Below are 24527 nucleotides of genomic sequence, written 5' to 3'. Positions count from 1 at the left end.
CCGCGGCTATCGCGCCGCCGATGCTGTCTGCTGTCCGCCCGGGCGGGTACCGCTGTGCCGCCGTCGCGCAGAGCCCTCCGAATCTTGCCTCGTTGCACCCAACGGCGGCAAGGCATCCGGGGCGAGCAACGCACGGCGCTCATGGAGGAAGTCGTGCGGGTAGCCCAACGTTATCCCTGACGCGTCGTCGAGTTGCGCGAGGTGCGCGTCGTTCAGCACCACCGAGGCGGCACCGAGATTGTCCCGGAGTTGCGCAACGGTCCGGGCTCCGATCGAGACCATCGGTCCCCGGTGCCTCACCCATGCAAGCGCCACCTGCGCAGGCGAGTGCCCGAGTTCCTGTCCGATCGAGCGCGTCACCTCGAGCACGCGTCGCACACGGCCCGACAGCCGAGCCAGGCTCTCGTCGGTGTGCTCGCGTGCCAGGGCGCCGCGGGCGAGGGGACTCCAGGCACTCACCGCGAGCCCGAGTTCGTCCGCCATGGGCAGTAGTTCCCGCTCCGGCGTCCGCGCGACGAGCGAGTACTCGATCTGCATCGCGCAGAACGACGTCCACCCTCTGAGTTCCGCGATCGCGTCCGACCGGGAGACAACCCATGCCGGCGTGTTGGAAATGCCGAGGGCCAGGACTTTTCCCGAACGCACCAGATCGTCGAGTGCGCGGAGAGTTTCCTCCGCCGGTGTGCAGCGGTCCCATGCGTGCACCCACAGCATGTCTACGTAGTCGGTGCCCAGCCTCCTCAAGCTCGTCTCGACACTGCGCCGCAGACTCTTGCGGTTGCTCCCGCCGGAGTTCGCGTCGTGCGGGTCGGTCGGCAGTGTGTACTTGGTGCTCACGACCACGGCATCGCGCTCGGGGGCGATCAACCGGCCGAGGATCTCTTCGCTCGCACCGTTGGTGTAATTGTTGGCGGTGTCGACGAAATTTCCGCCGGCTGCCCGATATTCGTCGTAGACCTCGCGACTGGTCGCCTCATCGGCACCGAATCCCCATTCCGTTCCGAAGGTCATGGTCCCCAGGCACCACTCGCTCACACGGATACCCGAGGATCCGAGAACCCGTTGCGCCATCCCGCTCGACCGCTGTTCAGGCATCGTCGTCCACCACCCAGTTGACGAAACGGTGCAGCGGATACATGCCGTCGTGGGGTCCACCCATGCTGCCCTTCAGGGCGCTGCCCAGTCGCACGATGCGCTGGACCCCGGCAGTGGCGAGGAGGTCGCGGATCTCGGCCTTCCGTGACGCGGGGTAGACGCCGACGGTCTGCGTCGCGACTGTGGCGTAGGACGCGGCCTCGCGCATCGCCGCGACCGGGATGACGTTGACCGTCTTGTCGGTCGGGTGGAAGTCCACCATCTCCGGGGAGCGCACCACGAGACCACTACCGTCGAACGTCCCCCATACCCGGTATTCGGGTTCGAGGAATCGCATGCCCTCGACCGCGTCCCGGATTTCGGCGCCGGGCTTCGGCCCGAATGCTTCCGCGAAATCGCGGTCCACGCCCAGTCGCTCGTGCAGCAGCGCACAGAACCGGTCCACCTGCTCGTCGTCGCCTTCGACACAGATGTGGCGGGCCGCGAGACACGCATCCTGGTTGAAGATCGTGGCGTCGAGGGCGGCAAGTTCGGCCACCTCACGCAGTGTCTCCTCCGACTCGAACGCCTCACGTCCGACGATCGACATGGAAACCTTGGGGTCGAACGAGATCAGCTGGAACCCCGGACCCACATACTTCGCGGCGTTCTCGATGGCGGAGCCACCGCCCCACGCGACGAGTTTGTCGAAGTACTGCGAGCGGTAGAGCACGTTTTCGAGGGCCTCGTCACCGCCTCGCCAGTACACCGCGGACATCGAACGGAGCACGGGATGATCGGGAGCGATATCAGCCATCGTGCGCAGCACGGCCACGGTGGTGAACGGATCGGCAGACGGCATCTTGAAGAGGTTGATGCCTTTCGTCAGGGCCGCGTCGGCGATCGTGGTCATCGCGGCGCTCGGAGAGTTGCCGGCCATCATGTGGACCAGTCGCGGAGGGAACGCACGAACCCGGCTCACGCTGCCGTTCGGGTCGGTGCGTTCGGTCCAGCCGTCGAGGACGTCGAGACTCCCGAAGGTCCGTTCGAGCCGGTATTCGAGTGCCGCTCTGGTGAGGAACTGTCCCGGGCGAGCGAAGGTGTTCTCGATGATCCGGCGGGGCAATGCGCTGACCTGAACCGTCATCTCGAGTGATTCCTGGAGGTACTCGTTCTTCTCCAGAGTCAGGTACTGCGCGGTTTCGACCAGGAAGTCGATGATCTCCGAGACCGGAACGTCGAAAGCGGGTCCGACCTCCGAGCGTGGGGCGAACAGGCCGTTGTACTCGAGACGTGGGGTCACGAACGGCACACCGAAGTCGCGGGAAAGGTATTCGCTCTCCTCCCCCCAGATAAGTTCACCGCGGACGAAGTGCGGCACCCGGATCGTGGACGCGGGCGGCGCGGAAGCAGTTGTGGTCATGGTCGTCTCACTGTTCGATGAAGCCGCGGACGTACGCATCCATGGTTCCGGCGCACGTGATCTTGTCGTCGTTGCCCAGGTCCGAATATCGCGCGATATCGGGAAGAATCGTCTCGCCGGCGTGCCCGCACGGGCACACCCCCTGTTCGACGACGATGCGGTCGCCGGAGATCGTTCCGCCCCAACGTCCGTCGACGGTCAGGTCGAAGAAAGCTGCACGGCCTTCGACTCTTCCGTCCACGACGTCCGCGAGTTTTTCGCCGTCCTTGTCGAGTACGAACAGCACGAGTCCGTCGGGAACGTGGTAGCGCCCACCGAGGCACCGTGGCATGCGGAGGTTGAGTTCCTGCATGGAGTAGTAGTGGAAGAACCGCTCGGGCGCGATATTGAGCATTCCGAAGATCTGCTCCTGGTAATCCGCGGGCAGGGTGCTGCCCTTGAGTCCGCCGCCGACCGTCAGTGCGTTGGCGCCCGAAATGCTGCCTTCGCGGGCACCCTTCTCCCGGAGGATTTCCACCAGGCGGAACAGCTGTGTGAACTGGGCGTTGAAGAAGATCTCCTCGGTGGGCCGCGCAAGGATGTGGTCCGCCCAGTGGTGCAGGCGCCGTTCCTGTTCTGCCGCACGCCCGTGCGCCTCCGCCTCGAACGCAGCGATGTCGTCCGGGGTGGCGGTGCCGTCGGCCATGGCTCGTCGCATGGCTTGCAGCCGGGCCATATAGCGGTGGTGACCGACCGGCGGAGTGCCTTCGAACAACGGGATGCCGTCGGGACGGCGGTAGTTGTCGATGATCAGGTCGCGCATGGCGACGTGTGCGCTCTGCCCGGTATCGGGTCCGACGGGGATGACATGCCAGCGGCGTTCCGGCGGCATTCCGAGTTCGGTGAGCCCGTCGATCATGTTCTGCATGTTGGCTTCACGGTCGCGAACCGACTTGTTGAGGAAGGAACCTTTGCCGCTCGTCCCGCTCGAGCTGGACACGAGGTGGCCGGCCGCCTCGAGTGCCTCGATCCACTCGTCGACGTCGGAGACGCCGTGACGTCGACCTCGGTCACGCGGTGCGTCGACAGCGAGTCGATCCAGCGATTCATGCTCGACCAGCGGCCCTTGGCGATGAGCGATTCCGGGTAGCTCTTGTAGGTCGTGTGCGGGAACAGCAACGGAACCATGTCTTCGCGGGACGTGATGGCGGTGATGCCTTCTGCCTCGGCGCGCTGATGCAGCACAGGGACCTGACGGCGTCGCTCCTGAAACTTCGCGTCGATCGCTTCGATCACGTCGTTCTTGTCTTGCGTAAGTGACATTTCCCCTCCGGCGGTATGCGATTCCGGTAACCATACCCACGGGTCAAGTTTTCTGTCTATGCCCGGATTGCTTTGGCACACTGGCGGATATGACGAGTTCCACGGCCCCCGGCGAAGGCACGAAGCGAAACAAGGGCGGACGCCCCACAGCCGAACAGGCCTCGGATCTCGATCGCCGTATCCGGGAAAGCGCCCTCGAGCTGTTTCTGGAACACGGCTACGAAGGCACGTCCATGAACGGCATCGCGGCCGCAGCCGGCACGACGAAACCCTCGCTGTATGCGCGTTTCCCCACCAAGGAGGCGGTGTTCCGATCGGTCATGGGATGGGCGGTGCAGCGCACCGACTGGCCCTTCCCCGAACCGCCGGCGCCCCCACTCGACGACCTCGAGGCCGCGCTGACCGAGATCGCCACGACCGCGCTCCGGCGGGCGCTCGACCCGTCGATGGTTCGTCTCGAACAGGTCGCGATCGCGCACGCTTCCAGCTATCCCGAGATCGCACGCCGGACGTACGGACGCGGGGCATGGCCCCGGACGAAACTCGTCGCCGACCTGCTCCGGCACCATGCCGGGAAAGGCGCTGTCGACGCCGACGATCCGGAGATGCTCGCCGAGTTGTTTCTCGGTATGGCAACGAGCGCACCCGCCCGTCTCGCGTCGTTCGGCATCATCCGCACGCCGGCCGATATCGAATCACACACGCGCGCAGCGGTAACACTGTTTCTCCGGGGCCTGCGACCGGCGTGATCCTTGCGGCGGCCGTGCCCGCTCCGGGCAAGAGCCGCTTCAGAATGCCTGTGCTGCGATCTCGTCGAGGACCGGAAGCAGCACCTCGTCACCGGCGCTCGGAATGTCGACGACGACACGGTCGACCGGCATCTGCCGGAATCTCTCGAGCACGTCGGCGAGGTCGGGGCGGATCGCCTGCAGGACGGTCACGCGGATGTCGCCGGGGTCGCGGCCGACCCGCTCCCACTCCTCGCGGAGTTGTTTCAGATCACCCTCCAGCGTGTCGACCACGTGGTGCCCCATCGGGATCCAACCGTCCGCCCATGCGGCGACCCTGCGAAAGCCCACCGCGCCCGGGCGCACACCGAGCAGCAACGGAGGATGCGGGCGTTGCAGGGGTTTCGGCCCGACTCTGCTGGGAGAAAGCCGAACATGTTTCCCGTCGTACGCCGCTTCCTCGTCGGTCCACACACTCTTCATCAGAGCGATCTTCTCTTCGACCACCGCGTACTTGTCCCGAGCATCGAACCCGTGGTCCTCGAACTCGTCGTTGTTCCAGCCGAATCCGACACCGAGAACCAGCCGGCCGCCCGACATGACGTCGAGCGTGGCCACGGCCTTGGCATACGAGATCGGGTCGTGCCCACCGGGAAGCGCCGTGCACGTTCCGACGACGAGATTCGTCGACGCCGCGACGAAGGACAAACCCACGAGCGGATCCCACAAACCGAAGTAATGGTCGGGCACCGGACCGCCACCCGGGAACGGTGTGTTCCGCGCTGTCGGTATGTGGGAATGCTCAGGAACGAACAGGGATTCGAATCCTCGCTCCTCCGCAGCATGCGCGAGGCCCACGAGCGGCATCGATGTGTCGGTGCCACCGTAGTGGAGACCGACCCCCATGGTGGGGCTCATGCGTCCGCTCGTCGTCGCGCACTCGCGGCACACACACCGCCGTCGACGAGCACGTCGGTGCCGTTGACGAATCCCGCATCGTCGGACAGCAGGAACGCGACGACAGCGGCAAGTTCGTCGGCGTCGCCGGTCCTGCCGAGCGGTGTCATCTTCACCATCGCGCCGATTCGTTCGTTGTGCTCCGCCTCCTGCCGGCCCTGTGGCGTATCGATCATGCCGGGCGAGACCGAGCATGCCCGCGCTCCGACGGCACCGAGCCGAACCGCTTCGTCGCGCGCGAACTGCTGCACGCCGTATTTCGCCCACGCGTACGCGACGCCGGTGTGCTCCACCGCCTCACCCACCGATTCGCGCACACGATCGAGGAAGTCCTCGGCGAGCGGGTCCGACAGCACCGCGGTGATCTCCGGAGAGGCGTGGATCTGCCCGATGGTCGGCGCCATCGAGGCGAAGTACACCGAGGCGGTACCGGCGGTCGCCAGCGGACGCAACGCTTCCGCGAGCAGAGCCGTGCCGACGAGATCGACGGAGAAGATCCGGCGCCAATCGGCCATGGTGGGCGAGATACCGGCCGCATGCGCAACCGACCGGAGGGTACCGAGTTCGGCGACGCGGCGAGCGAGTCGCGCGAGGCCGTCGGCGTCGGTGACGTCGAGCACGAACGGTTCGACCCGGGTCCGTTCAGTCGACAACCCCTCGGCCGCGGCGGTCACCGTGGCCTCCTCCAGATCGATGAGCAGCAGCATGTCGACCGTGCCGACCATCCGCGCCGCACACGCGTATCCCATTCCGCGGCCGGCCCCGGTCGCAATCCCGACTGTTGTCACAGTTTTCGCCCCCTGGTAAGTGCGGTGTCGTGTCCGGCGTTCAGTGTTGCGGTGCCCAGCATCCCGACAACCCGGGTTCGGCTGCGCGGGTGACGAGTTCGACGAGCAGCCCTGTCCGGCTGCGCGCGAACGCGAAGAACAGTCCACCTCCGGGCGCGTCCCGCGTGGCCTCCACGGAGTAACCCTGCCGTTCGAGTTCGGCACAGTCCGCATCGACGTCGTCGGACCAGTACCCGAGGTGGTGCACCCCGGAGGTCGCCTGCCACATGGTTCCGGGGACGCTCGCAACGACTTCGATCCGTGGCGTCGTGACGGAATAGGAGCATTCGAGCGTCACCACGGCGTCGCCGGTCGGGAGTTTCACAGGTACAAGACCGCCCACTTGCGGCCCCCAGCTGTAACCGAGCAGGTCCGACAGCTCGTCACGTGCCGCCCCCGGGTCGTCCGCGACGATCCCGAAATGGAACAGATCCTCTGCCTTCACTGCCGCCTCCGAACGTAGGGGTTTCGCAACCACCCGAACCCGTGTAAGAATCGTATTCTGAGTTGCGAGAAAGATATTCTCACAGTTGGAGAGGAGGCACAATGGCGTGGGACTTCGAAACCGATCCCGAGTACCAGGAAAAGCTGGACTGGGCTGACGCGTTTGTGCGAAACGAGGTAGAGCCGCTCGACCTGGTGTGGGAGCACCAGCAGTTCGTGCCGCTCGACGGACTCCGCCGCAAGGCCATCGATCCCCTCAAGGAGCAGGTCCGGCAGCAGGGACTGTGGGCGACGCATCTCGGCCCCGAACTCGGCGGCCAGGGCTACGGCCAGCTCAAACTCGCGCTGCTCAACGAGATCCTCGGGCGGTCGTCGTGGGCACCGATCGTGTTCGGCTGCCAGGCTCCGGACACCGGTAACGCCGAGATCATCGCGCACTACGGAACCCCCGAGCAGAAGGCGCGCTACCTGCAGCCGCTGCTCGACGGGGAGATCTTCTCCTCGTACTCGATGACCGAGCCCCAGGGCGGCGCCGACCCCGCGCAGTTCCGGACCCGCGCCGTCAGGGACGGCGACGACTGGGTCATCAACGGGTGGAAGTACTTCTCCTCCAACGCGCGGACTGCGGCGTTCCTCATCGTGATGGTCGTGACGGACCCCGACGTCCCGGTGCACAAGGGAACATCCATGTTCCTCGTCCCCACCGACACACCCGGGGTCGAGATCGTTCGCAACGTCGGACTGTACGGCGAACCGATGAACGACGGCACCCACGCACTCATCCATTACAACGATGTGCGCGTGCCCCACGAGGCGCTCCTGGGCGCGGAGGGTCAGGCCTTCGCGGCGGCCCAGACACGCCTCGGCGGTGGCAGGATCCATCACGCGATGCGGACGATCGGCCTCGCACAGAAGGCCGTCGACATGATGTGCGAGCGCGTCCTGAGCCGGGAGACCGCCGGTAGCCGCCTTGCGGACAAGCAGACCGTGCAGGGCTACATCGCCGACTCGTACGCGCAGCTCGCCCAGTTCCGGCTGTTCGTGTTGAACACGGCATGGAAGATCGACAAGTACAACGACTACAAGAAGGTCCGCAAGGACATCGCCACCGCGAAGATCGTGATGCCGACCGTGCTGCACGACATCGCCTGGCGCGCAATGCAGGTGCACGGTGCTCTCGGTGTCACCAACGAGATGCCGTTCTTCAGGATGATCCACGGCGCCGCCGTGATGGGACTCGCCGACGGACCGACCGAGGTGCACAAGACCACGGTCGCCAAGCAGGTCCTCCGCGATTACGAGCCCACCGACGACATGTGGCCGTCGGAGTGGATTCCGAAGAAGCAGGAAGCAGCCCGGGCGAAACTCGCCGACTACCTCGAACTCGAAGTGGGAAACCAATGATCGATACCTCGCGACTCGCCGAATGGATGGACGAGCAGGGCCTGCCCGGCAAGGGTGCGCCGCTCGAAGCCGAGTACCTGTCCGGCGGTACCCAGAACGAAATCTACAAGCTCACCCGAGATGACTTCACCAGCGTGATCCGCATCCCGCCGGCTGCGGCACCCGCCGACCGCGACAAGGGAATCATGCGGGAGTGGCGCATCATCCAGGGCCTCGACGGCACCGATGTCCCACACACCGAAGCCGTCGCGGCGTGCGAGGACAAGTCCGTCCTGGGCCGGTCGTTCTACCTCATGGGATACGTCGACGGATGGTCGCCGATGGATCACCGGGAGGCGTGGCCGGCACCCTTCGACACCGATCTCGACGCGCGCGCGGGCCTGGCCTATCAGCTCGCCGAGGGCATCGCGTTGCTCTCGAAGGTCGACTGGAAGGCTCAGGGCCTGCAGGACCTCGGCCGCCCCGAGGGTTTCCACGACCGTCAGGTCGACCGCTGGACCGCGTTCTTCGAACGGATCAAGGGACGTGAGATCGAAGGTCTCGACGTCGCTACCAAGTGGCTGCAGAACCATCGCCCGCTCGACTACATCCCGGGTCTGATGCACGGCGACTACCAGTTCGCGAACGTGATGTTCCAGCACGGGGCGCCCGCGAAACTCGCCGCCCTCGTGGACTGGGAGATGGGCACGGTCGGCGATCCCAAGCTCGACCTCGCCTGGATGGTCATGAACTGGCCCGAGGACATGAACTCGCCGAGCGCCGCCGAGGCTACCTACGTCGACCTCCGGGGAATGCCGAACCGGTCCGACCTGGTCCAGCACTACTCGGAGATCTCCGGCCGCCAGGTCGACGACCTCGACTACTACCTCGTGCTGGCCAAGTGGAAGCTCGCGATCGTCCTGGAGCAGGGTTTCCAGCGTGCAGGTGACGACGTGAAACTGCAGTCGTACGGGCCGGTGATCGTCGACCTGATGAAGTCGGCCGCCGACCTCGCCGAATCCACGGAGTACAAGGGATGACCGCAGCAGCAGTCGAGGGGCTGATTCGTGAGCAGCACGGCCCCATCCTCGTGCTGCGCATCGACCGCCCCGATGCCCGCAATGCACTGACCGGCGCGGTGATTCGCGGCCTCGGTGCCGCGGTCGCGGACGCCGAGCGCGATCCGGAGATCCGTGCCGTCGTGCTCACCGCTACCGGGGACCGCGCGTTCTGCGCCGGGATGGATCTGCGGGCGTTCGCGAGCGGCGAGGACATCGGTCTCGGGTCCGATGAGGCTGCTGCCGCCTATGCGCGGCTCTGCCAGGGAAAGCTCGGGATACCGGTGATCGGTGCCGCCAACGGCAGCGCGGTGGGCGGAGGGCTCGAACTTCTCCTCGGGGCCGACATCATCGTCGCCTCGTCTGCGGCGAAGTTCGGTCTGCCCGAGGTCAAGAGGGGTCTCTTCCCGGCCGGCGGAGGAACTTCCATCGGGACGCGTATTCCGATCGGCGCCGCACTCGAGATCGCCCTGACCGGCGATCCGATCACCGCGCAACGCGGGTACGAACTCGGGTTGATCAACGCCGTGGTCGAACCCGACGAGGTGCTGAACACCGCTCTGGACTACGCGCGCCGCATCGCTGCGAACGCACCTCTCGGACTCGCCGCGGTCAAGGAACTCGTACGGTCCTCGCTGACCGATCCCGAGTATGCGTCGGAACGGCTCGGATACTGGCAGTCCCTGGTGTTCGCCAGCGACGATGCCAAGGAGGGCGCTGCGGCGTTCATGGAGAAGCGAGCGCCGGCCTGGCAGGGGCGATGAGCACCGTGCGTGCGGCGGTCTGTGCGGAGTACGGGCCACCGGAGATCGTCGAGATCCGGGATCTCCCGTCGCAACCACTCGCGCCCGGGCAGGTCCGGGTGCGGGTGGGTGCGGCGGCGGTGAATTTTCCCGACGTGTTACTGGTCGCGAACAAGTACCAGATCAGCGTGCCGCCCCCGTTCGTTCCGGGTAGCGAGTACGCCGGCGTGGTCACCGAGATCGCGGGCGACACCGGGGAGTTCATCGTCGGAGACCGGGTCACGGGCACCAGCCTGGTCGGAGCCTTCACCGAAGAAGTGGTGGCGCCGGCGGCATCGCTGAAGGCGATTCCCGACGGGATCGACGACCGCACGGCTGCGTCCTTCGGCGTAGCCCATCGCACCGCGTACCACACGCTCCGGTCGGTTGCCCGGCTCCAGCCGGGCGAGCGACTGGTCGTGCTCGGCGCCGGAGGCGGTGTCGGTCTCGCCGCGGTCCAGCTGGGTGTCGCGCTGGGTGCGTCCGTGACTGCTGTCGCGTCGTCGCAAGACAAACTCGCGGTCGCCGAGAAGTACGGGGCCGAGCACCTGATCGACCACCGGGCGGGCGATCTGCGTGGCGCCCTGAAGCAGATGCTGCCGGAGGGAGCAGATGTCGTAGTGGATCCGGTCGGCGGCGACCTCTCGGTACCGGCACTCCGGTCCCTCGGACGCGGCGGCCGATTCGTCACGGTGGGCTATGCGTCGGGCACGATACCGGAGGTTCCGCTGAATCTCGTTCTGGTGAAGGGCCTTCGCATCATGGGATTCCAGTTCCAGGACCTCGATCCCGATGAATACCGGCGTAACGAGGCAGAACTGGTCGACCTGCTGATATCCGGCCGGGCGGTACCCCACATCGGAGCGCACTACCCGCTCGACGAGGCTTCCCGCGCCCTGCGTCACGTGGCGGACGGTCTCGCGATCGGAAAGGTCGTGGTGGATATCGCGCGGTGACCCTGCGCGAAAGGTCCCCACACGACGACACGGCCCGAATCCCAGGGAGGTTCGGGCCGTGTCGTGTTCGTCAACGAATGCTGGTGAGGGTACCTGTCGCCGACATCGATCCAATTCCGTCGGTACGGAAGGACTCGGTGAACCCGACGTCGACGGGTGCGTTCGTCGCAGCCTGAAGTGCGTGCGCCTTGAAAACTCGTGCCGCTCTGCTCAACCGGTGCTGCGTGGAACCGAACCGGGAGTCGAGCTCGGAAGGAACGCCTTCGCCCCACATCGTGATCGTGGTGGGATGCTTCGCCAAGGTCTCGAGCAGCCCCTGACGGATCCGTGCGTCGGCTTCGTAGAGATCTGTCGCCACCGCGACGGTGTCGGGCATCGGACCGTGCGGGGAACACTCCAGTGCCGATTCGAGGTCGACCGTGGTGGCACCGAGGATCTCGAGGGGCCGGATATCGGCATTTCCGGGCACCAGGACGACGACCTCCCAACCCGCGGCCACCTGGTCGTACAGCCACCCGCCGGTGTATCGCACTGCGTCGGCGACACGAGGCGCGACGACTGCGAGTCGCCTCCTCAGAATGTGCTTGCGTGCATGAGCTGTTGCTCGAGAGACCGTGTGTAGTCCTCGAAGATCTCGGTCAGAGGGAGCGAACGATCGAGTAGCCATGAGGTTTCCATTCCGTTGAGGAAAGCGACAATCTCCACCGCTTTGACGGCTGGGTCCAGATCCGTTCGGTATCGTCCGGCGCACTGACCGCGCCGGATCCCGGCCTCGACCGTGTCGAGTGCCGCTCGATATCGACCGAGTAGGCGATCGTGCAGTGGCGCATCCGGTTCGAGGTTCTCCACGAGGAGCACCGCGTACATCCCCACCAGATCGGGAGAGTCCCGGAAGCGACCGGGGATCTTCATGATCTGTTCGATGAGATCTCCCGAGCGGTCCACACGAGCAAGGTCGTCGGCATCCCGTGCGTCGAGCACGGCATGCAACAACTCGGTCTTCGAATCGAAGTGATGCAACAGACCCGCCGGGCTCAGCCCTGCGGCCCGGGCGATCTGAGCGACACTCGTGCTCCGCCACCCGTTCCTCGCCAGTAACCGTTGGGCGACGCCGAGAATTTGCGCCCTCCGATCCTCACCCCTGGCGAGGAGCGTGTCGTACGCACGGTGTTGCACCCTTGCTTCGCCCTCCTCGTCGACCAAACCTACCGAACACACATTAGGTCGGTTTGGTCCCATGTGACAAGGGTCTCATCGAGTTTATTTTGCAACTCACGTCACAGCGTCAGTGATCCATCAGCTCGACGATCGTGGCGTTCGCGGTCCCACCGCCTTCGCACATCGTCTGGAGTCCGTACCGGAGTCCCTGGTCACGCATGTGATGAATCATCCTCGTCATCAGCACCGCACCCGATCCGCCGAGCGGGTGCCCGAGCGCGATGGCACCTCCCAGTGGATTCACCCGCCCGATGTCGGCGCCGGTTTCGGCAAGCCAGGCGAGCGGCACCGACGCGAACGCTTCGTTGACCTCGAAAACACCCACATCCCCGAGCGCGACACCGGCTTTGCCGAGCACCTTCTCGGTCGCCGGGATCGGGCCGGTGAGCATGAGAACCGGATCGGCGCCGGCGACCGCACCGGCGCGGTATCGCACCAGCGGCGTCAGTCCCAGCTCGCGAGCCTTCTCAGGCGTGGTCACGAGCAGGGCGGCCGCGCCGTCCGAGATCTGCGACGAGTTGCCGGCGTGGATGACTCCGTCCTCGGCGAAAGCAGGCTTCAGCCCGGCGAGCTTGTCCACCGTGCTTCCGCGGCGGACGCCTTCGTCCGCGGAGACCGATCCGTTGTCGGTGGCGACCGGCACGATCTGCCCGTCGAACGCTCCGCGATCCTGCGCCGCAGCGGCACGCTCGTGCGAGAGCACCGCGTACTCGTCCAGGTCGGTCCGCGAAAGACCCCACTTCTGCGCGATCTTCTCCGCCGAAATCCCCTGGTTGAACGCGAAGCCGTCATAGCGGGCCAGCGCCTGGGGACCGTAGGGCATACCGGTGCCGCGCGCAGCACCGAGCGGCACCCGGCTCATCACCTCGACCCCGCCTGCGACGACCACATCCTGCTGACCCGACATCACGGCTTGGGCCGCAAAATCCAGTGCCTGCTGGCTCGAGCCACAGGCGCGGTTGACGGTGGTGCCCGGGATGGATTCGGGCCATCCGGCGGCGAGCACCGAGTAGCGCCCGACATTGCTGGACTGGTCGCCCACCTGCGACACGCAACCCCACACCACGTCGTCGATCACGGTGGGATCGATACCCGTTCGCTCCGCAAGAGCCCGAAGGATGTGCGCCGACAGATCTACCGGGTGCACCCCCGCCAGTCCTCCGTTGCGTTTACCGACCGGGGTACGGATCGCCTCGACGATGACAACTTCACGCATCTTCTTCTCTTCCATTCGTATCCGGTTGTTGCCTCACGCCTGACGCACCGGGCGCAGACTTCGCGGCGGCGGCGCCACCGATCGCCCAGCGACCGGTGAACCTCGCGTCCCGTTTCTCCGCGAAGGCGGCGAAAGCTTCGGGTGCATCCGCGGTGGCGAAATTGACCGCCTGTGCGCGGGCCTCCCCGGCAAGCGATTCACGGAGGGTGCGATCGGCCCCCTCGTTCAGCAGCGCCTTGGTCTGCGCGAGCGCCACCGGCGGACCCGCGACGAGACGGCCGGCGAGGTCGTCGACGAACGCGTCGATCGTGTCTTCGGGCTCGACCCAGGTCACCAGGTTCAGCCGATGGGCGTGTTCCGCGTCGATCGTCTCGGCGAGCAGAGCCAGCCTCTTGGCCTGTTGCAGGCCGACCAGCTTGGGCAACAGCCACGATCCGCCGAGGTCCAACGACAGCCCGCGTCGCGAGAAGATCTGCGAGAACGTGGATCTCGGAGTCGCGACAACGAAGTCACACCCCAGCGCCAGATTCCATCCGGCTCCGACCGCCACACCGTCGATCTTTGCGATGGTCGGCACCGGAAGCTCGTGCAGAAGCAATGCGATGTCGGTGAGGACACGCATCTTGCGCAAAGGGTGCGCCCGACCGGGATTGGACAGGTCGGCTCCGGAACAGAACGCGCCGCCGGCGCCGGTCACCACAAGCACCCGCACCTCGGGGTCCTGACCGGCCTCGTCCAGGGCATTGCGCAGCGCATCCCACAAACCGCTGTCGAGTGCGTTCTTGCGGGCGGGCCGATTCAGTGTCAGCGTCCGCACACCACCGCGATCGTCGACGAGCAGTGACTCCCCGGCCGTCACCGGTTCTGCCTCGCAGCCGATTCCGGGAACCGGTACGCGGGGCCGATTGCACCCTCCGCACGAAGTTTCTCGATCTGATCCGACCTGAATCCGGCGTCGGCGAGCACCCGTGCGGTGTGTTCACCGAGGCCCGGAACAGCGCCCATCGGCGGGTCGAAGCCCGTGATCACCGGCGGTGGCAAGAGCGCGTCGATCGGACCGTTCGGCGAATCCACTTCGCGCCACCTGTCACGCGCCGTCAACTGGGGATGCACGAGTACTTCACTCGGCAGGTTGTATCGCGCGTTGCCGATCCCGGCCTCGTCCGCGACCTTCTGCACGTGGTCGAGCGGGTACTGTGCGCACCACTGCGAGATCGCCTCGTCGAGAACCGCCCTGTTCTCACATCGTCCGGTATTGGTGCGGAAACGCTCGTCGTCGGCGAGATCGTCACGTCCGATGATCTCGCGTGCGAGTCGCTGCCACTCCCGGTCGTTGGTCGTACCGAGCACCACGGTCTGGTCGTCGGCCGTCCGGTACGCACCGTAGGGCGAGACCGCTGGTGAACTCATCCCGCGCGGTTGCTGATCCACACCCGAGTACCGCGTGTAGGTGAGCGGATATCCCATGATCTCGGTCATGGTGTCGAACAGACTCACGGACACCGAGGTCAGCGCCCCGGCACGTCCACGATGCCGTTCCCTTCCGCACAGCAACGCGAGAATCGACACGGCCGCATACAGACCCGTGCTGATGTCGGCGACGGGAGGACCCGGTTTCGCCGGCATATCGGGGAAACCGGTCACCGCGCACGCGCCCGACTCCGCCTGCACGAGCAGGTCGTACGCGCGCTTGTGGGACAGCGGTCCGCCCTGGCCGTAACCGTCGATCTCTACAGCGATCAGATCGGGGTAGCGCTCCGCCAGCATTTCCCGCGAGATGCCCAGTCGCGCAGTGGCTCCCGGAGTGAGATTCGACACGAGTACGTCGGCACCGGCCAGCAGCGTGTGCAAGGTTGCGATTCCGGCGTCCGACTTCAGGTCGATCGTGACGGATTCCTTGCCCCGGTTCGCCCACACGAAGTGCGCGGCCATACCGTTGACGACGTCGTCGTAGTCGCGGGCGAAATCACCGCCCCGAGGATTTTCGATCTTGATGACCCGCGCCCCGAAGTCGGCGAGCGTGCGAGTACACATCGGCGCCGAGACGGCCTGCTCGAGCGTCACGACCGTGACCCCCGACAGCGGGCCCTCCGGGCTCGTCGGGTCGGACATCACATCACCATGCCACCGTCTACCGGCAGCACCTGGCCGGTGATGAACGACGCGGCGTCCGTGGCGAGGAACACGAAGGCACCAGCGACCTCCGAGGGCTCGGCCCAGCGTCGCAGGGGAATTCGGTTCAGCATGGTCGCGGCGAACTTCTCGTTCGTGCGAATCGTCTCCGTCATCGGTGTCGCAGCGAGCGGGGCGAGCGCGTTGACGAGAATGTTCTTCCGCGCGAGCTCCCGTGCCAGCGACTTGGTCATTCCGATGATGCCGGCCTTCGCGGCCGAATAGTTCACCTGGCCGAGAGTGCCCGTGATTCCGGCGGACGAGGTGACGTTGATGATGCGTCCGGTGCCGTCCGTGGCCAGGAAAGGAAGCGCTGCCTGCGAACAGGTGAAGGCGCCGAGCACATGGATGTCGTGGATGCGCTGGAAGGATTCGGTGCTCGTCTCCGCGAACATCGCGGGATCGGTGACACCGGCGTTGTTGACCAGAATGTGCAGCACGCCTTCGGTGAAGCCGGCGGCCCGCGCAGCCGCAGAGTCGGCGGCGGCCCGGTCGCGAACATCCAGTGCGGCACTGTCTGCCTTGCCGCCGTTCTGCGAAATCCGCTCGGCCACAAGCGCAGCCGCATCACCGTCCACGTCGGTGACGAGAACTGCCGCACCGGCCGCGGCGAGGGCCTCCGCCACCGCGGACCCGATGCCACCTGCCGCGCCGGTGACCAGCGCCGACCGTCCGGTGAGGTCGAAAAGGTTGTTCTTCTCCGCCATCAGTAACTCCTCGGCAATCCCAAAACGTGTGAGCCCAGGAAGTTCAGGATCATTTCCTGGCTGATCGGTGCAATGCGCATGACGCGTGCCTCGCGGAAGTAGCGCGAGACGTTGTATTCCTCCGAATACCCCATGCCGCCGTGCGTCTGCAGAGCGCGGTCCGCAGCGGTGAATCCCGCGTCGGCACAGAGGTATTTCGCTGTGTTGGCTTCCCTGCCACACGGCTTTCCGTTGTCGTAGAGCCATGTTGCCTTGCGGAGCACCAGTTCTGCGGCGTCGAGCTGTGCCAGCGAATCCGCGAGGGGGAACTGGATGCCCTGGTTCATTCCGATGGGCCGGCCGAACACTTCGCGTTCGTTGCCGTACTTGACGGCTTTGTCGAGTGCCACCCGCCCGATACCGAGGGCTTCGGCCGCGATGAGCATCCGTTCGGGGTTGAGACCGTCGAGAAGGTAGCGGAAGCCCTGGCCCTCTTCGCCGACGCGATCCTCGACCGGAATGTGCAGGTCGTCGATGAACAATTCGTTCGACGTGACGGCGTTGCGTCCCATCTTCCGGATGGGCCGGATGTCGACCTTGCTGCGATCGAGGTCTGTCATGAACAGGGTCATGCCGTCGGTCTTCTTCTCGACCTCGTCGTAACGCTGGGTGCGAGTCAGGAGCAGGATCTTCTCCGACTCGGCCGCTTTCGAGATCCACACCTTGCGCCCGTTGACGACGTAGTGGTCGCCGACGCGCTTGGCGAAGGTGGTGATCCGCGACGTGTCGAGACCCGCACCCGGTTCGGTGACGCCGAAGCAGACGTGCAGGTCACCGTTCACGATGCGGGGCAGCGTCCGCGCCTTGAGTTCGTCGGACCCGTGCTTGACCACGGGTTGCATACCGAAGATGTTCAGGTGGATGGCGCTTGCGGCGTTCATACCGCCTCCCGAACGCGCCACCTCCTCGAGCAGCAGGGTCGCCTCGGTGATGCCGTAACCGTGTCCGCCGTATTCTTCGGGCATCGTGATGCCCAGCCAGCCGCCGTCGGCCATCGTCTTGTAGAACTCGGACGGGAACTCGTGGGCGAGATCCTTTTCCATCCAGTACTGGTCGTCGAACTTCTTCGTCAGTTCGGCGACCGACGAACGGATCAGTTCCTGGTCCTCGGTGAGGTCGAAACTCATGCCTCCCATGACTGTCCCCTCACGTCCGATCCGCACGGCCGTGCGAGCACGCGGGCACGACGGTAGTGCCGCGCAGTCTCCCGACAGCTTCGGAATTGTTCGGATTCACCGATCTCGCGGTGACTGCGTACCTGGACGCTCACTTCGTGCCCTTCTGCGATTCGTGCACCGGCTGTGCACCGTTCCCGGGAATGTGCTCGACGGTTTTCGAGCACCACTTCGAACGCACCGACTCGGATCGGTCAGTCGGATGCCGGCAATGCCTGTGCCGACTTCACGGCCATGGGAACCCCGGCGTAGCTGAGTTCTCCTGCGCCCGGGGAAGTGCAGAGCACCTCGACCGTGTCGCCGGCGTCGACGTACCGCTTGCCGAGCAGTGTCCCGGTGCCGCTCGCCGGTGCCGACGGCCGGCCGGGAGATGCCGGGATCATGGCCTCTCCGCCACAGGCGAACTCCTGCACGCCTTCCGAGGGAACCCGGACGACGACGATTCTCGTCGAGCAGGTGGTGCTGGCGAGCTGCTGACCGGGGCGGAGCGGTGAAGGTGTGGTCACGGCGTACCTCTCTGTCGATCGCTCGGACACCGAGCGTGGGTTCTGCGAGTGCGCGAACATCCGGAAAGCCCGGGCCTGGGTGCCGCATTCCACGGCACCCCCGAGCACGAGCGGCACAGAGCAGCGGTTCGAGCAGCTCAATACGAGGAAACTATCTTCTCTTATCCGGAGAATCAACCTGTTCTCCCGGCAAACACCACTAAGCGGAGCGACCTCCTTTATCAGACCTCGCGCGACGTGCGCGCGCGGGGAGAACCGTTCGACACCCCGGTGACCTGCGGCTACATCCCGCGAATCGTGGGTGTTTGACACCCGGCGCGAGGCATGGAAACCTATCGATCAGAAATGAGAATGTGATTCTCCGAGAGGGAGGAGGCTGGGAGTGGTCCTACTGCCCCCACTGCCGGCAGATCGATGGGACGACAAGGTTGATGCCGCTTTGAAAGGGCTCATGCCCCGGGATATGCGGAATCCGGAACGCGCAGGTGTCGCAATGGCGACGCTCGTGAACCATCCGGAACTGACGAAGGCATTCCTCGGGTTCAGTGTGCATCTGCTCTTCCGGTCCACGCTGCCGCCCCGCCTGCGCGAACTTGCCATCCTTCGTACCGCACATCTTCACGAATGCGAGTACGAGCGTGAGCATCACAAAGTCATTGCGACGGCAGAAACCGACCTGACCGCAGACGAAATCTCCGCAGCGCTGGACGGCAAGTCGGACGATCCCTTCGAGAGCACGCTGCTCGAGGCGGTCGACGAGCTACACGAGTCCTCGCGGATTTCCGAGCGGACATGGACGGCACTTTCAGCCCGTCTCGACACCAAACAACTCATGGACCTGATCTTCACCGTAGGTGGCTACAGCCTGATGGCGATGGCGTACAACACCTTCGGTATCGAGTTCGAAGACGAAAGGTAGAAAGCCTTGCCCCACTTCACCAAACCGGCCGAGGGAAGCTGGACCGAGCACTATCCCGAACTCGGTACCGCCCCGGTCGACTACACCGACTCCATCGACCCCGAATTCTTCGAAGCCGAACGCGAAGCCATCTTCAAAAAGACCTGGCTCTACGTCGGACGCGTCGAACAACTCCCCCGCACCGGCAGCTACTTCACCAAAGAACTCCCCTCCGCCGGCCCCGGAACCTCCCTGATCATCGTCAAAGGCAACGACGGCAAGATCCGCGCTTTCCACAACGTCTGCCGCCACCGCGGCAACAAACTCGTCTGGAACGACTTCCCCCAGGAAGAAACCGCCGGCAGCTGCAAGCAGTTCACCTGCAAATACCACGCCTGGCGCTACAGCCTCGAAGGCGAACTGACCTTCGTCCAGCAAGAAGGCGAATTCTTCGACCTGGACAAGAAGGACTACGGCCTCAAAGACGTCCGCTGCGAAACATGGGAAGGGTTCATCTACATCAACCTCGACCCCAACGCCATCGCACTGGTCGACTACCTCGGCGACTACGCCAAAGAACTCGAAGGCTACCCCTTCGACAAGATGACCGAGGTCTACAGCTACCGCTCCGAAATCGGCGCCAACTGGAAGCTGTTCATCGACGCCTTCGCCGAGTTCTACCACGCACCGATCCTGCACATGAAGCAAGCGGTCAAGGAAGAAGCCGAAAAGCTCGCCGGCTACGGCTACGAGGCCCTGCACTACGACCTCCAGCCCCCGCACTCGATGATCTCCTCCTGGGGCGGCATGGCACCGCCGAAGGACCCCAACATGGTCAAGCCCATCGAACGCGCCCTGCGCTCGGGCCTGTTCGGACCCTGGGACAAGCCCGACATCGAGGGCCTCGACGAACTGCCCAAGGCACTCAACCCCGCCAACTTCCACAGCTGGGGCCAGGACAGCTTCGAGTTCTTCCCCAACATGACCCTGCTCATCTGGGAGCCGGGCTGGTACCTGACCTACAACTACTGGCCCACCGCTGTCGACAAGCACATCTTCGAAGCAAGCCTGTACTTCGTCCCCCCGAAGAACGCCCGCGAGCGCCTCGCACAGGAACTCGCCGCAGTCACCTTCAAGGAATACGCCCTTCAGGACGCCAACACCCTCGAAGCCACCCAAACGATGATCGGCACCCGCGCGGTGACCGAATTCCCCCTCTGCGACCAGGAAATGCTCCTGCGCCACCTCCACAAAACCGTCGCAGACTACGTCAAGGAGCACCGCGATGCCGCTGCCAACTGAGTTCTCCGACCTCGAGCCCTACGCCGACTGGGCCCTGGCCACCGAACCCGAGCGCTACGCCAAGCGCCTCGCCTCGACCATGCCCGAAATGCAGCAGTTCTACGACGCCGCCTTCGCACGCCTGGAAGACGCCATCACCTACTGCGACAAGTTCGACCTCGACGACCTGCCCGACGACGCACGCAGCCTCATGCACCTGATGCAGTCGCTGGTCATGGTCTCCTTCCCCATCGAAGTCTGGAAACAGCCCCGCGTCCCCGACAGCGGCGCCGCCTGGGCCACCATCACCAAAGAACCGGTGATCTGACCCCACCGCCGATGCCTGCAGCGCCCGCATCCGTGCACCGACCCCATCGGGTCGGGGTACGGGTGCGGGCTTTTGTTGTTTGCCACAAATACTGGCGTCCTTTCTGATCATCCATAACAGAGTCCGAAATGTACGATAGCTCCCGAATTTCGGAGTCAAGATCAACATGGTTGGATGTGGACCAGATCCTGGTCGGCTACCCGTCTTCCCGACAATGGCCCCGGTTCCTCGCACCCCCGCAGCTCCACTTCTTCTGAGAGGAAGAACATGACCGAACTCGAGAAGCTGAACTTCTTCACCGACCCCTCCCTCGTGGGCGATCCGAGCCCGTACTACGACGCGATGCGGGAAAGTTGCCCGGTCAAGCGCGAGCCGCACCACAACGTCATGATGGTCACGGGGTACGAGGAAGCCATCCAGGTCCTGAATGACGAAGAGACCTTCTCTTCGTGCATCTCGGTGACGGGCCCGTACTCGGGATTCCCCCTCCCCACCGACAGCGACGACATCACCGACCTGATCGAAGAGACGCGCCCCAAGCTGCCCATGAACGACCAGCTGCCGACGATGGATCCGCCGCAGCACACCGACCATCGCGCTCTGCTGATGCGCCTGATCACCCCGAAGCGCCTCAAGGAGAACGAAGAGTTCATCTGGCGCCTGGCCGACAAGCTGCTCGACGACCTGCTGGCCAAGGGCTCGGGCGAGGTCATCAGCGAGTTCGCCGCGCCGTTCGCCATGCTCGTGATCGCCGACCTGCTCGGCGTCCCGGAGAGCGACCACCAGGAGTTCATCGAGGGTCTCAACCTGGTGATGAAGGACGGTATCTCGATCGGCAGCACAGAGGGTACCGAGCTCAAGCTCAACCCCATGGAGTTCCTCTACCAGAAGTTCGGTGCGTACATCGAGGACCGGCGCGCCAACCCGCGGGACGACGTCCTGACCGGTCTTGCCACCGCGACCTTCCCGGACGGCACGCTTCCGCCGGTCGACGACGTCCTGCGCATCGCGGCGAACGTCTTCTCCGCCGGCCAGGAGACCACGGTCCGCCTGGTGAGCTCCGGGCTCCGCATCATCGCCGAGGACCCCGAGCTCCAGCAGACGCTGCGCGAAGATCCCGAGCGGATCAACAACTTCATCGAGGAGACGCTGCGCATGGAGAGCCCGATCAAGGGCGACTTCCGGCTCTCCAAGGTTCCGGCCGAGGTCGGCGGCGTCGAGGTTCCGGCGGGCACGATCATGATGCTCGTGAACGGTGCCGCCAACCGCGACCCCCGCCAGTTCACCGACCCGGCCGAGTTCGATCTCGACCGCCGCAACGCGCGTACCCACATCGCGTTCGGTCGCGGCATCCACGCGTGCCCGGGCGCCCCGCTCGCTCGCACCGAGGCGCGGGTCGGCTTCGAGCGACTGCTCGAGCGGACCAGCAACATCACCATCTCGGAGAAGGTGCACGGCCCCGAAGGCGACCGCAAGTTCGACTACTTGCCCACCTTCATTCTTCGTGGTCTGCTCACCCTGAACCTTGACTTCACGCTCCCGGAAGCCGACGCGAAGTGAAGGTTTCCGTCGACGACGACTCCTGCCGCGGCCATGGCGTCTGTCTTGCTCTCTGCCCCGAGGTGTTCGATCTCAGCGACGGCGGGTACGCCGTGACCCTCGTGTCGGAAGTACCGGCCGAACACGAGGACTCGGTTCGCGAAGCTGCGGCGAGTTGCCCCGAACGCGCCATCACGATCACCTGATCCACTCGACTCGACGATAGGCGTCGGTCCGGACCGTAAGGTCCGGGCCGACGCCTTTTCTGTGTTCCGAGGAGCACCCCTACACCAGAGTTGTTGCTTCCCTTGCGCGGACGGGCGAGGTTTGATTCCCTTCGGGATACCGCCCGAAAACGCCACAAGGAGAGTCATGCCCAAGGGATACGTCGTTCTCACCGAAGCCGTCAAAGATCCCGAGGGGATGGGCGCCTACAGCGCAGCCTCCGCCCCTTCGCTCGGCCGCGGTGGTGCATCCGTGCTCTCCGTAGACGCCCGCCCGACGATTCTGGAAGGTCAGTGGCACGGCGACCGGACGGTCGTTCTCGAGTTCGAATCCGTCGAGGCCGCCCAGGCGTGGTACGACTCGGAGGAATATCAGGCGGCAGTCCCTCTGCGCCACGCCGCTGCCGACACCAACGCCGTCATCCTCGAGGGCTTCGAGATGCCGGCCCGCCCGTCCTGAACGGCGGCACCCCACCCCGCGCTCCCTGTAGTCGTAGGCCCGGACCTCTCGGTCCGGGCCTACATGCTTTCTCCCCGACGTCGAGTCGACCGTTGACGTGGTAGCGGTTGTGTGAAAATCTGATGCTCATGAATGAGAGCGTCATTCTCATTCAAGAGATCACACAGCGGGTGCGATCGGGTTCCGGGTTGCGGGCAGATGGTTCCGCACACGGTGACAAGTTCGAAGACGAAAGGTAGAAAGCCTTGCCCCACTTCACCAAACCGGCCGAGGGAAGCTGGACCGAGCACTATCCCGAACTCGGTACCGCCCCGGTCGACTACACCGACTCCATCGACCCCGAATTCTTCGAAGCCGAACGCGAAGCCATCTTCAAAAAGACCTGGCTCTACGTCGGACGCGTCGAACAACTCCCCCGCACCGGCAGCTACTTCACCAAAGAACTCCCCTCCGCCGGCCCCGGAACCTCCCTGATCATCGTCAAAGGCAACGACGGCAAGATCCGCGCTTTCCACAACGTCTGCCGCCACCGCGGCAACAAACTCGTCTGGAACGACTTCCCCCAGGAAGAAACCGCCGGCAGCTGCAAGCAGTTCACCTGCAAATACCACGCCTGGCGCTACAGCCTCGAAGGCGAACTGACCTTCGTCCAGCAAGAAGGCGAATTCTTCGACCTGGACAAGAAGGACTACGGCCTCAAAGACGTCCGCTGCGAAACATGGGAAGGGTTCATCTACATCAACCTCGACCCCAACGCCATCGCACTGGTCGACTACCTCGGCGACTACGCCAAAGAACTCGAAGGCTACCCCTTCGACAAGATGACCGAGGTCTACAGCTACCGCTCCGAAATCGGCGCCAACTGGAAGCTGTTCATCGACGCCTTCGCCGAGTTCTACCACGCACCGATCCTGCACATGAAGCAAGCGGTCAAGGAAGAAGCCGAAAAGCTCGCCGGCTACGGCTACGAGGCCCTGCACTACGACCTCCAGCCCCCGCACTCGATGATCTCCTCCTGGGGCGGCATGGCACCGCCGAAGGACCCCAACATGGTCAAGCCCATCGAACGCGCCCTGCGCTCGGGCCTGTTCGGACCCTGGGACAAGCCCGACATCGAGGGCCTCGACGAACTGCCCAAGGCACTCAACCCCGCCAACTTCCACAGCTGGGGCCAGGACAGCTTCGAGTTCTTCCCCAACATGACCCTGCTCATCTGGGAGCCGGGCTGGTACCTGACCTACAACTACTGGCCCACCGCTGTCGACAAGCACATCTTCGAAGCAAGCCTGTACTTCGTCCCCCCGAAGAACGCCCGCGAGCGCCTCGCACAGGAACTCGCCGCAGTCACCTTCAAGGAATACGCCCTTCAGGACGCCAACACCCTCGAAGCCACCCAAACGATGATCGGCACCCGCGCGGTGACCGAATTCCCCCTCTGCGACCAGGAAATGCTCCTGCGCCACCTCCACAAAACCGTCGCAGACTACGTCAAGGAGCACCGCGATGCCGCTGCCAACTGAGTTCTCCGACCTCGAGCCCTACGCCGACTGGGCCCTGGCCACCGAACCCGAGCGCTACGCCAAGCGCCTCGCCTCGACCATGCCCGAAATGCAGCAGTTCTACGACGCCGCCTTCGCACGCCTGGAAGACGCCATCACCTACTGCGACAAGTTCGACCTCGACGACCTGCCCGACGACGCACGCAGCCTCATGCACCTGATGCAGTCGCTGGTCATGGTCTCCTTCCCCATCGAAGTCTGGAAACAGCCCCGCGTCCCCGACAGCGGCGCCGCCTGGGCCACCATCACCAAAGAACCGGTGGTGTGAGCG

General features: G+C 64.9%; 28 protein-coding genes. 14 read left to right on the top strand and 14 right to left on the bottom strand.

The window, feature by feature from the left end:
- Positions 1-6 precede the first annotated feature (6 nt).
- Genes HF877_RS15245 through HF877_RS15235 form a run of 3 tightly spaced genes read right to left on the bottom strand, consistent with a single transcriptional unit; the run spans position 7 to position 3476 of the window.
- Complete coding sequence (locus HF877_RS15245; RefSeq protein WP_240952501.1) at positions 7-1095, bottom strand: aldo/keto reductase; 1089 nt, start codon at positions 1093-1095, stop codon at positions 7-9.
- Entirely contained in the window at positions 1088-2497 is a 1410-nt protein-coding gene (locus HF877_RS15240; protein ID WP_169622034.1) for an acyl-CoA reductase, read from the bottom strand. Before HF877_RS15240 ends, HF877_RS15245 begins: the two co-directional genes overlap by 8 nt.
- A gap of 7 nt (positions 2498-2504) precedes the next feature.
- Positions 2505-3476, bottom strand: coding sequence for a hypothetical protein (locus HF877_RS15235; RefSeq protein WP_240952498.1), 972 nt, complete (start codon positions 3474-3476; stop codon positions 2505-2507).
- Between the two features lie 3 nt (positions 3477-3479).
- Between HF877_RS15235 and HF877_RS21390 the strand changes: the two genes are divergently transcribed.
- Together HF877_RS21390 and HF877_RS15230 are read left to right on the top strand one after the other, a co-directional pair.
- Positions 3480-3626, top strand: a complete 147-nt coding sequence (locus HF877_RS21390; protein WP_240952497.1) for a hypothetical protein — start codon at positions 3480-3482, stop codon at positions 3624-3626.
- Between the two features lie 262 nt (positions 3627-3888).
- Positions 3889-4548, top strand: coding sequence for a TetR/AcrR family transcriptional regulator (locus HF877_RS15230; protein ID WP_169622033.1), 660 nt, complete (start codon positions 3889-3891; stop codon positions 4546-4548).
- A 39-nt stretch (positions 4549-4587) separates the two neighbouring features.
- Here HF877_RS15230 and HF877_RS15225 read toward each other — a convergent pair whose 3' ends face one another.
- From HF877_RS15225 to HF877_RS15215, 3 genes are read right to left on the bottom strand one after another with little or no spacing between them, the layout of a single operon-like run.
- Positions 4588-5445: a TIGR03619 family F420-dependent LLM class oxidoreductase gene (locus tag HF877_RS15225; RefSeq protein WP_169622032.1), complete on the bottom strand. Its 858-nt coding sequence runs from the start codon at positions 5443-5445 to the stop codon at positions 4588-4590.
- Complete coding sequence (locus tag HF877_RS15220; protein ID WP_169622031.1) at positions 5442-6272, bottom strand: SDR family oxidoreductase; 831 nt, start codon at positions 6270-6272, stop codon at positions 5442-5444. The genes HF877_RS15225 and HF877_RS15220 overlap by 4 nt, the downstream gene beginning before the upstream one ends.
- 40 nt (positions 6273-6312) lie before the next feature.
- Positions 6313-6756 (bottom strand): VOC family protein, encoded by a 444-nt coding sequence (locus HF877_RS15215; protein ID WP_169622030.1) that lies wholly within the window; start codon positions 6754-6756, stop codon positions 6313-6315.
- Positions 6757-6857: 101 nt separating this feature from the next.
- On the opposite strand from HF877_RS15215, the gene HF877_RS15210 reads away from it, so the two are divergent.
- From HF877_RS15210 to HF877_RS15195, 4 genes are read left to right on the top strand one after another with little or no spacing between them, the layout of a single operon-like run.
- Entirely contained in the window at positions 6858-8159 is a 1302-nt protein-coding gene (locus HF877_RS15210) for an acyl-CoA dehydrogenase family protein (RefSeq protein WP_169622029.1), read from the top strand.
- Positions 8156-9178 (top strand): phosphotransferase family protein, encoded by a 1023-nt coding sequence (locus HF877_RS15205; RefSeq protein ID WP_169622028.1) that lies wholly within the window; start codon positions 8156-8158, stop codon positions 9176-9178. Before HF877_RS15210 ends, HF877_RS15205 begins: the two co-directional genes overlap by 4 nt.
- Entirely contained in the window at positions 9175-9960 is a 786-nt protein-coding gene (locus tag HF877_RS15200) for an enoyl-CoA hydratase-related protein (RefSeq protein ID WP_169622027.1), read from the top strand. The genes HF877_RS15205 and HF877_RS15200 overlap by 4 nt, the downstream gene beginning before the upstream one ends.
- A gap of 5 nt (positions 9961-9965) precedes the next feature.
- Positions 9966-10934: an NADPH:quinone oxidoreductase family protein gene (locus tag HF877_RS15195; protein ID WP_169622187.1), complete on the top strand. Its 969-nt coding sequence runs from the start codon at positions 9966-9968 to the stop codon at positions 10932-10934.
- Between the two features lie 70 nt (positions 10935-11004).
- On the opposite strand, the gene HF877_RS15190 is transcribed toward HF877_RS15195, so the two are convergent.
- From HF877_RS15190 to HF877_RS15155, 8 genes are all read right to left on the bottom strand, one after another.
- On the bottom strand, positions 11005-11466 hold the full coding sequence (locus HF877_RS15190; RefSeq protein ID WP_346765183.1) for a hypothetical protein: 462 nt from the start codon (positions 11464-11466) through the stop codon (positions 11005-11007).
- A gap of 41 nt (positions 11467-11507) precedes the next feature.
- The gene (locus tag HF877_RS15185; RefSeq protein WP_296550703.1) at positions 11508-12110 is read right to left on the bottom strand and encodes a TetR/AcrR family transcriptional regulator; all 603 of its coding nucleotides are present in this window, start codon (positions 12108-12110) and stop codon (positions 11508-11510) included.
- Positions 12111-12219: 109 nt separating this feature from the next.
- Positions 12220-13368 (bottom strand): thiolase family protein, encoded by a 1149-nt coding sequence (locus HF877_RS15180; protein WP_169622185.1) that lies wholly within the window; start codon positions 13366-13368, stop codon positions 12220-12222.
- On the bottom strand, positions 13361-14227 hold the full coding sequence (locus HF877_RS15175) for an enoyl-CoA hydratase-related protein (protein WP_169622025.1): 867 nt from the start codon (positions 14225-14227) through the stop codon (positions 13361-13363). Before HF877_RS15175 ends, HF877_RS15180 begins: the two co-directional genes overlap by 8 nt.
- On the bottom strand, positions 14224-15480 hold the full coding sequence (locus tag HF877_RS15170; RefSeq protein ID WP_169622024.1) for a CaiB/BaiF CoA-transferase family protein: 1257 nt from the start codon (positions 15478-15480) through the stop codon (positions 14224-14226). The genes HF877_RS15175 and HF877_RS15170 overlap by 4 nt, the downstream gene beginning before the upstream one ends.
- Positions 15480-16247, bottom strand: a complete 768-nt coding sequence (locus tag HF877_RS15165; RefSeq protein ID WP_169622023.1) for an SDR family NAD(P)-dependent oxidoreductase — start codon at positions 16245-16247, stop codon at positions 15480-15482. The genes HF877_RS15170 and HF877_RS15165 overlap by 1 nt, the downstream gene beginning before the upstream one ends.
- Positions 16247-17413, bottom strand: a complete 1167-nt coding sequence (locus HF877_RS15160) for an acyl-CoA dehydrogenase family protein (RefSeq protein ID WP_169622184.1) — start codon at positions 17411-17413, stop codon at positions 16247-16249. Before HF877_RS15160 ends, HF877_RS15165 begins: the two co-directional genes overlap by 1 nt.
- A 242-nt stretch (positions 17414-17655) precedes the next feature.
- The gene (locus HF877_RS15155) at positions 17656-17967 is read right to left on the bottom strand and encodes a hypothetical protein (protein WP_169622022.1); all 312 of its coding nucleotides are present in this window, start codon (positions 17965-17967) and stop codon (positions 17656-17658) included.
- A 382-nt stretch (positions 17968-18349) separates the two neighbouring features.
- Here HF877_RS15155 and HF877_RS15150 point away from each other — a divergent pair, with 382 nt between their 5' ends.
- The 8 genes from HF877_RS15150 (at position 18350) to HF877_RS15115 (ending at position 24524) form a co-directional block, all read left to right on the top strand.
- Positions 18350-18886, top strand: coding sequence for a carboxymuconolactone decarboxylase family protein (locus tag HF877_RS15150; protein WP_296550700.1), 537 nt, complete (start codon positions 18350-18352; stop codon positions 18884-18886).
- A gap of 6 nt (positions 18887-18892) precedes the next feature.
- A complete protein-coding gene (locus tag HF877_RS15145) occupies positions 18893-20167 on the top strand; it encodes an aromatic ring-hydroxylating dioxygenase subunit alpha (RefSeq protein WP_169622017.1) in 1275 nt (424 codons plus the stop codon).
- On the top strand, positions 20151-20474 hold the full coding sequence (locus HF877_RS15140; RefSeq protein ID WP_169622021.1) for a hypothetical protein: 324 nt from the start codon (positions 20151-20153) through the stop codon (positions 20472-20474). The genes HF877_RS15145 and HF877_RS15140 overlap by 17 nt, the downstream gene beginning before the upstream one ends.
- A gap of 267 nt (positions 20475-20741) precedes the next feature.
- Positions 20742-22034, top strand: coding sequence for a cytochrome P450 (locus HF877_RS15135; RefSeq protein ID WP_169622020.1), 1293 nt, complete (start codon positions 20742-20744; stop codon positions 22032-22034).
- Positions 22031-22219 carry a ferredoxin gene (locus tag HF877_RS15130; RefSeq protein ID WP_169622019.1) on the top strand — a complete coding sequence of 63 codons (189 nt, stop codon included), beginning with the start codon at positions 22031-22033 and terminating at the stop codon, positions 22217-22219. The genes HF877_RS15135 and HF877_RS15130 overlap by 4 nt, the downstream gene beginning before the upstream one ends.
- Before the next feature lie 166 nt (positions 22220-22385).
- Positions 22386-22697: a DUF1330 domain-containing protein gene (locus tag HF877_RS15125; protein WP_169622018.1), complete on the top strand. Its 312-nt coding sequence runs from the start codon at positions 22386-22388 to the stop codon at positions 22695-22697.
- Positions 22698-22942: 245 nt separating this feature from the next.
- On the top strand, positions 22943-24217 hold the full coding sequence (locus tag HF877_RS15120; RefSeq protein ID WP_169622017.1) for an aromatic ring-hydroxylating dioxygenase subunit alpha: 1275 nt from the start codon (positions 22943-22945) through the stop codon (positions 24215-24217).
- Positions 24201-24524 carry a hypothetical protein gene (locus HF877_RS15115; protein WP_169622016.1) on the top strand — a complete coding sequence of 108 codons (324 nt, stop codon included), beginning with the start codon at positions 24201-24203 and terminating at the stop codon, positions 24522-24524. Before HF877_RS15120 ends, HF877_RS15115 begins: the two co-directional genes overlap by 17 nt.
- Positions 24525-24527: the final 3 nt, after the last annotated feature.

Source organism: Rhodococcus sp. BL-253-APC-6A1W, assembly GCF_012843405.1.
Classification (GTDB): Bacteria; Actinomycetota; Actinomycetes; order Mycobacteriales; family Mycobacteriaceae; genus Rhodococcus.
The sequence above is the reverse complement of the archived record's forward strand: the minus strand, read 5'-3'. Positions and strand labels throughout refer to the sequence as shown.

What these genes read in the sequence shown, in the direction of transcription:
- HF877_RS15240 (WP_169622034.1), bottom strand. Translation starts at nt 2,497, where the DNA reads ATGACCACAACTGCTTCCGCGCCGCCCGCGTCCACGATCCGGGTGCCG.
- HF877_RS15225 (WP_169622032.1), bottom strand. Translation starts at nt 5,445, where the DNA reads ATGAGCCCCACCATGGGGGTCGGTCTCCACTACGGTGGCACCGACACA.
- HF877_RS15160 (WP_169622184.1), bottom strand. Translation starts at nt 17,413, where the DNA reads ATGAGTTTCGACCTCACCGAGGACCAGGAACTGATCCGTTCGTCGGTC.
- HF877_RS15135 (WP_169622020.1), top strand. Translation starts at nt 20,742, where the DNA reads ATGACCGAACTCGAGAAGCTGAACTTCTTCACCGACCCCTCCCTCGTG.
- HF877_RS15165 (WP_169622023.1), bottom strand. Translation starts at nt 16,247, where the DNA reads ATGGCGGAGAAGAACAACCTTTTCGACCTCACCGGACGGTCGGCGCTG.
- HF877_RS15180 (WP_169622185.1), bottom strand. Translation starts at nt 13,368, where the DNA reads ATGCGTGAAGTTGTCATCGTCGAGGCGATCCGTACCCCGGTCGGTAAA.
- HF877_RS15125 (WP_169622018.1), top strand. Translation starts at nt 22,386, where the DNA reads ATGCCCAAGGGATACGTCGTTCTCACCGAAGCCGTCAAAGATCCCGAG.
- HF877_RS15140 (WP_169622021.1), top strand. Translation starts at nt 20,151, where the DNA reads ATGCCGCTGCCAACTGAGTTCTCCGACCTCGAGCCCTACGCCGACTGG.
- HF877_RS15200 (WP_169622027.1), top strand. Translation starts at nt 9,175, where the DNA reads ATGACCGCAGCAGCAGTCGAGGGGCTGATTCGTGAGCAGCACGGCCCC.
- HF877_RS15210 (WP_169622029.1), top strand. Translation starts at nt 6,858, where the DNA reads ATGGCGTGGGACTTCGAAACCGATCCCGAGTACCAGGAAAAGCTGGAC.
- HF877_RS15115 (WP_169622016.1), top strand. Translation starts at nt 24,201, where the DNA reads ATGCCGCTGCCAACTGAGTTCTCCGACCTCGAGCCCTACGCCGACTGG.
- HF877_RS15205 (WP_169622028.1), top strand. Translation starts at nt 8,156, where the DNA reads ATGATCGATACCTCGCGACTCGCCGAATGGATGGACGAGCAGGGCCTG.
- HF877_RS15170 (WP_169622024.1), bottom strand. Translation starts at nt 15,480, where the DNA reads ATGTCCGACCCGACGAGCCCGGAGGGCCCGCTGTCGGGGGTCACGGTC.
- HF877_RS15245 (WP_240952501.1), bottom strand. Translation starts at nt 1,095, where the DNA reads ATGCCTGAACAGCGGTCGAGCGGGATGGCGCAACGGGTTCTCGGATCC.
- HF877_RS15230 (WP_169622033.1), top strand. Translation starts at nt 3,889, where the DNA reads ATGACGAGTTCCACGGCCCCCGGCGAAGGCACGAAGCGAAACAAGGGC.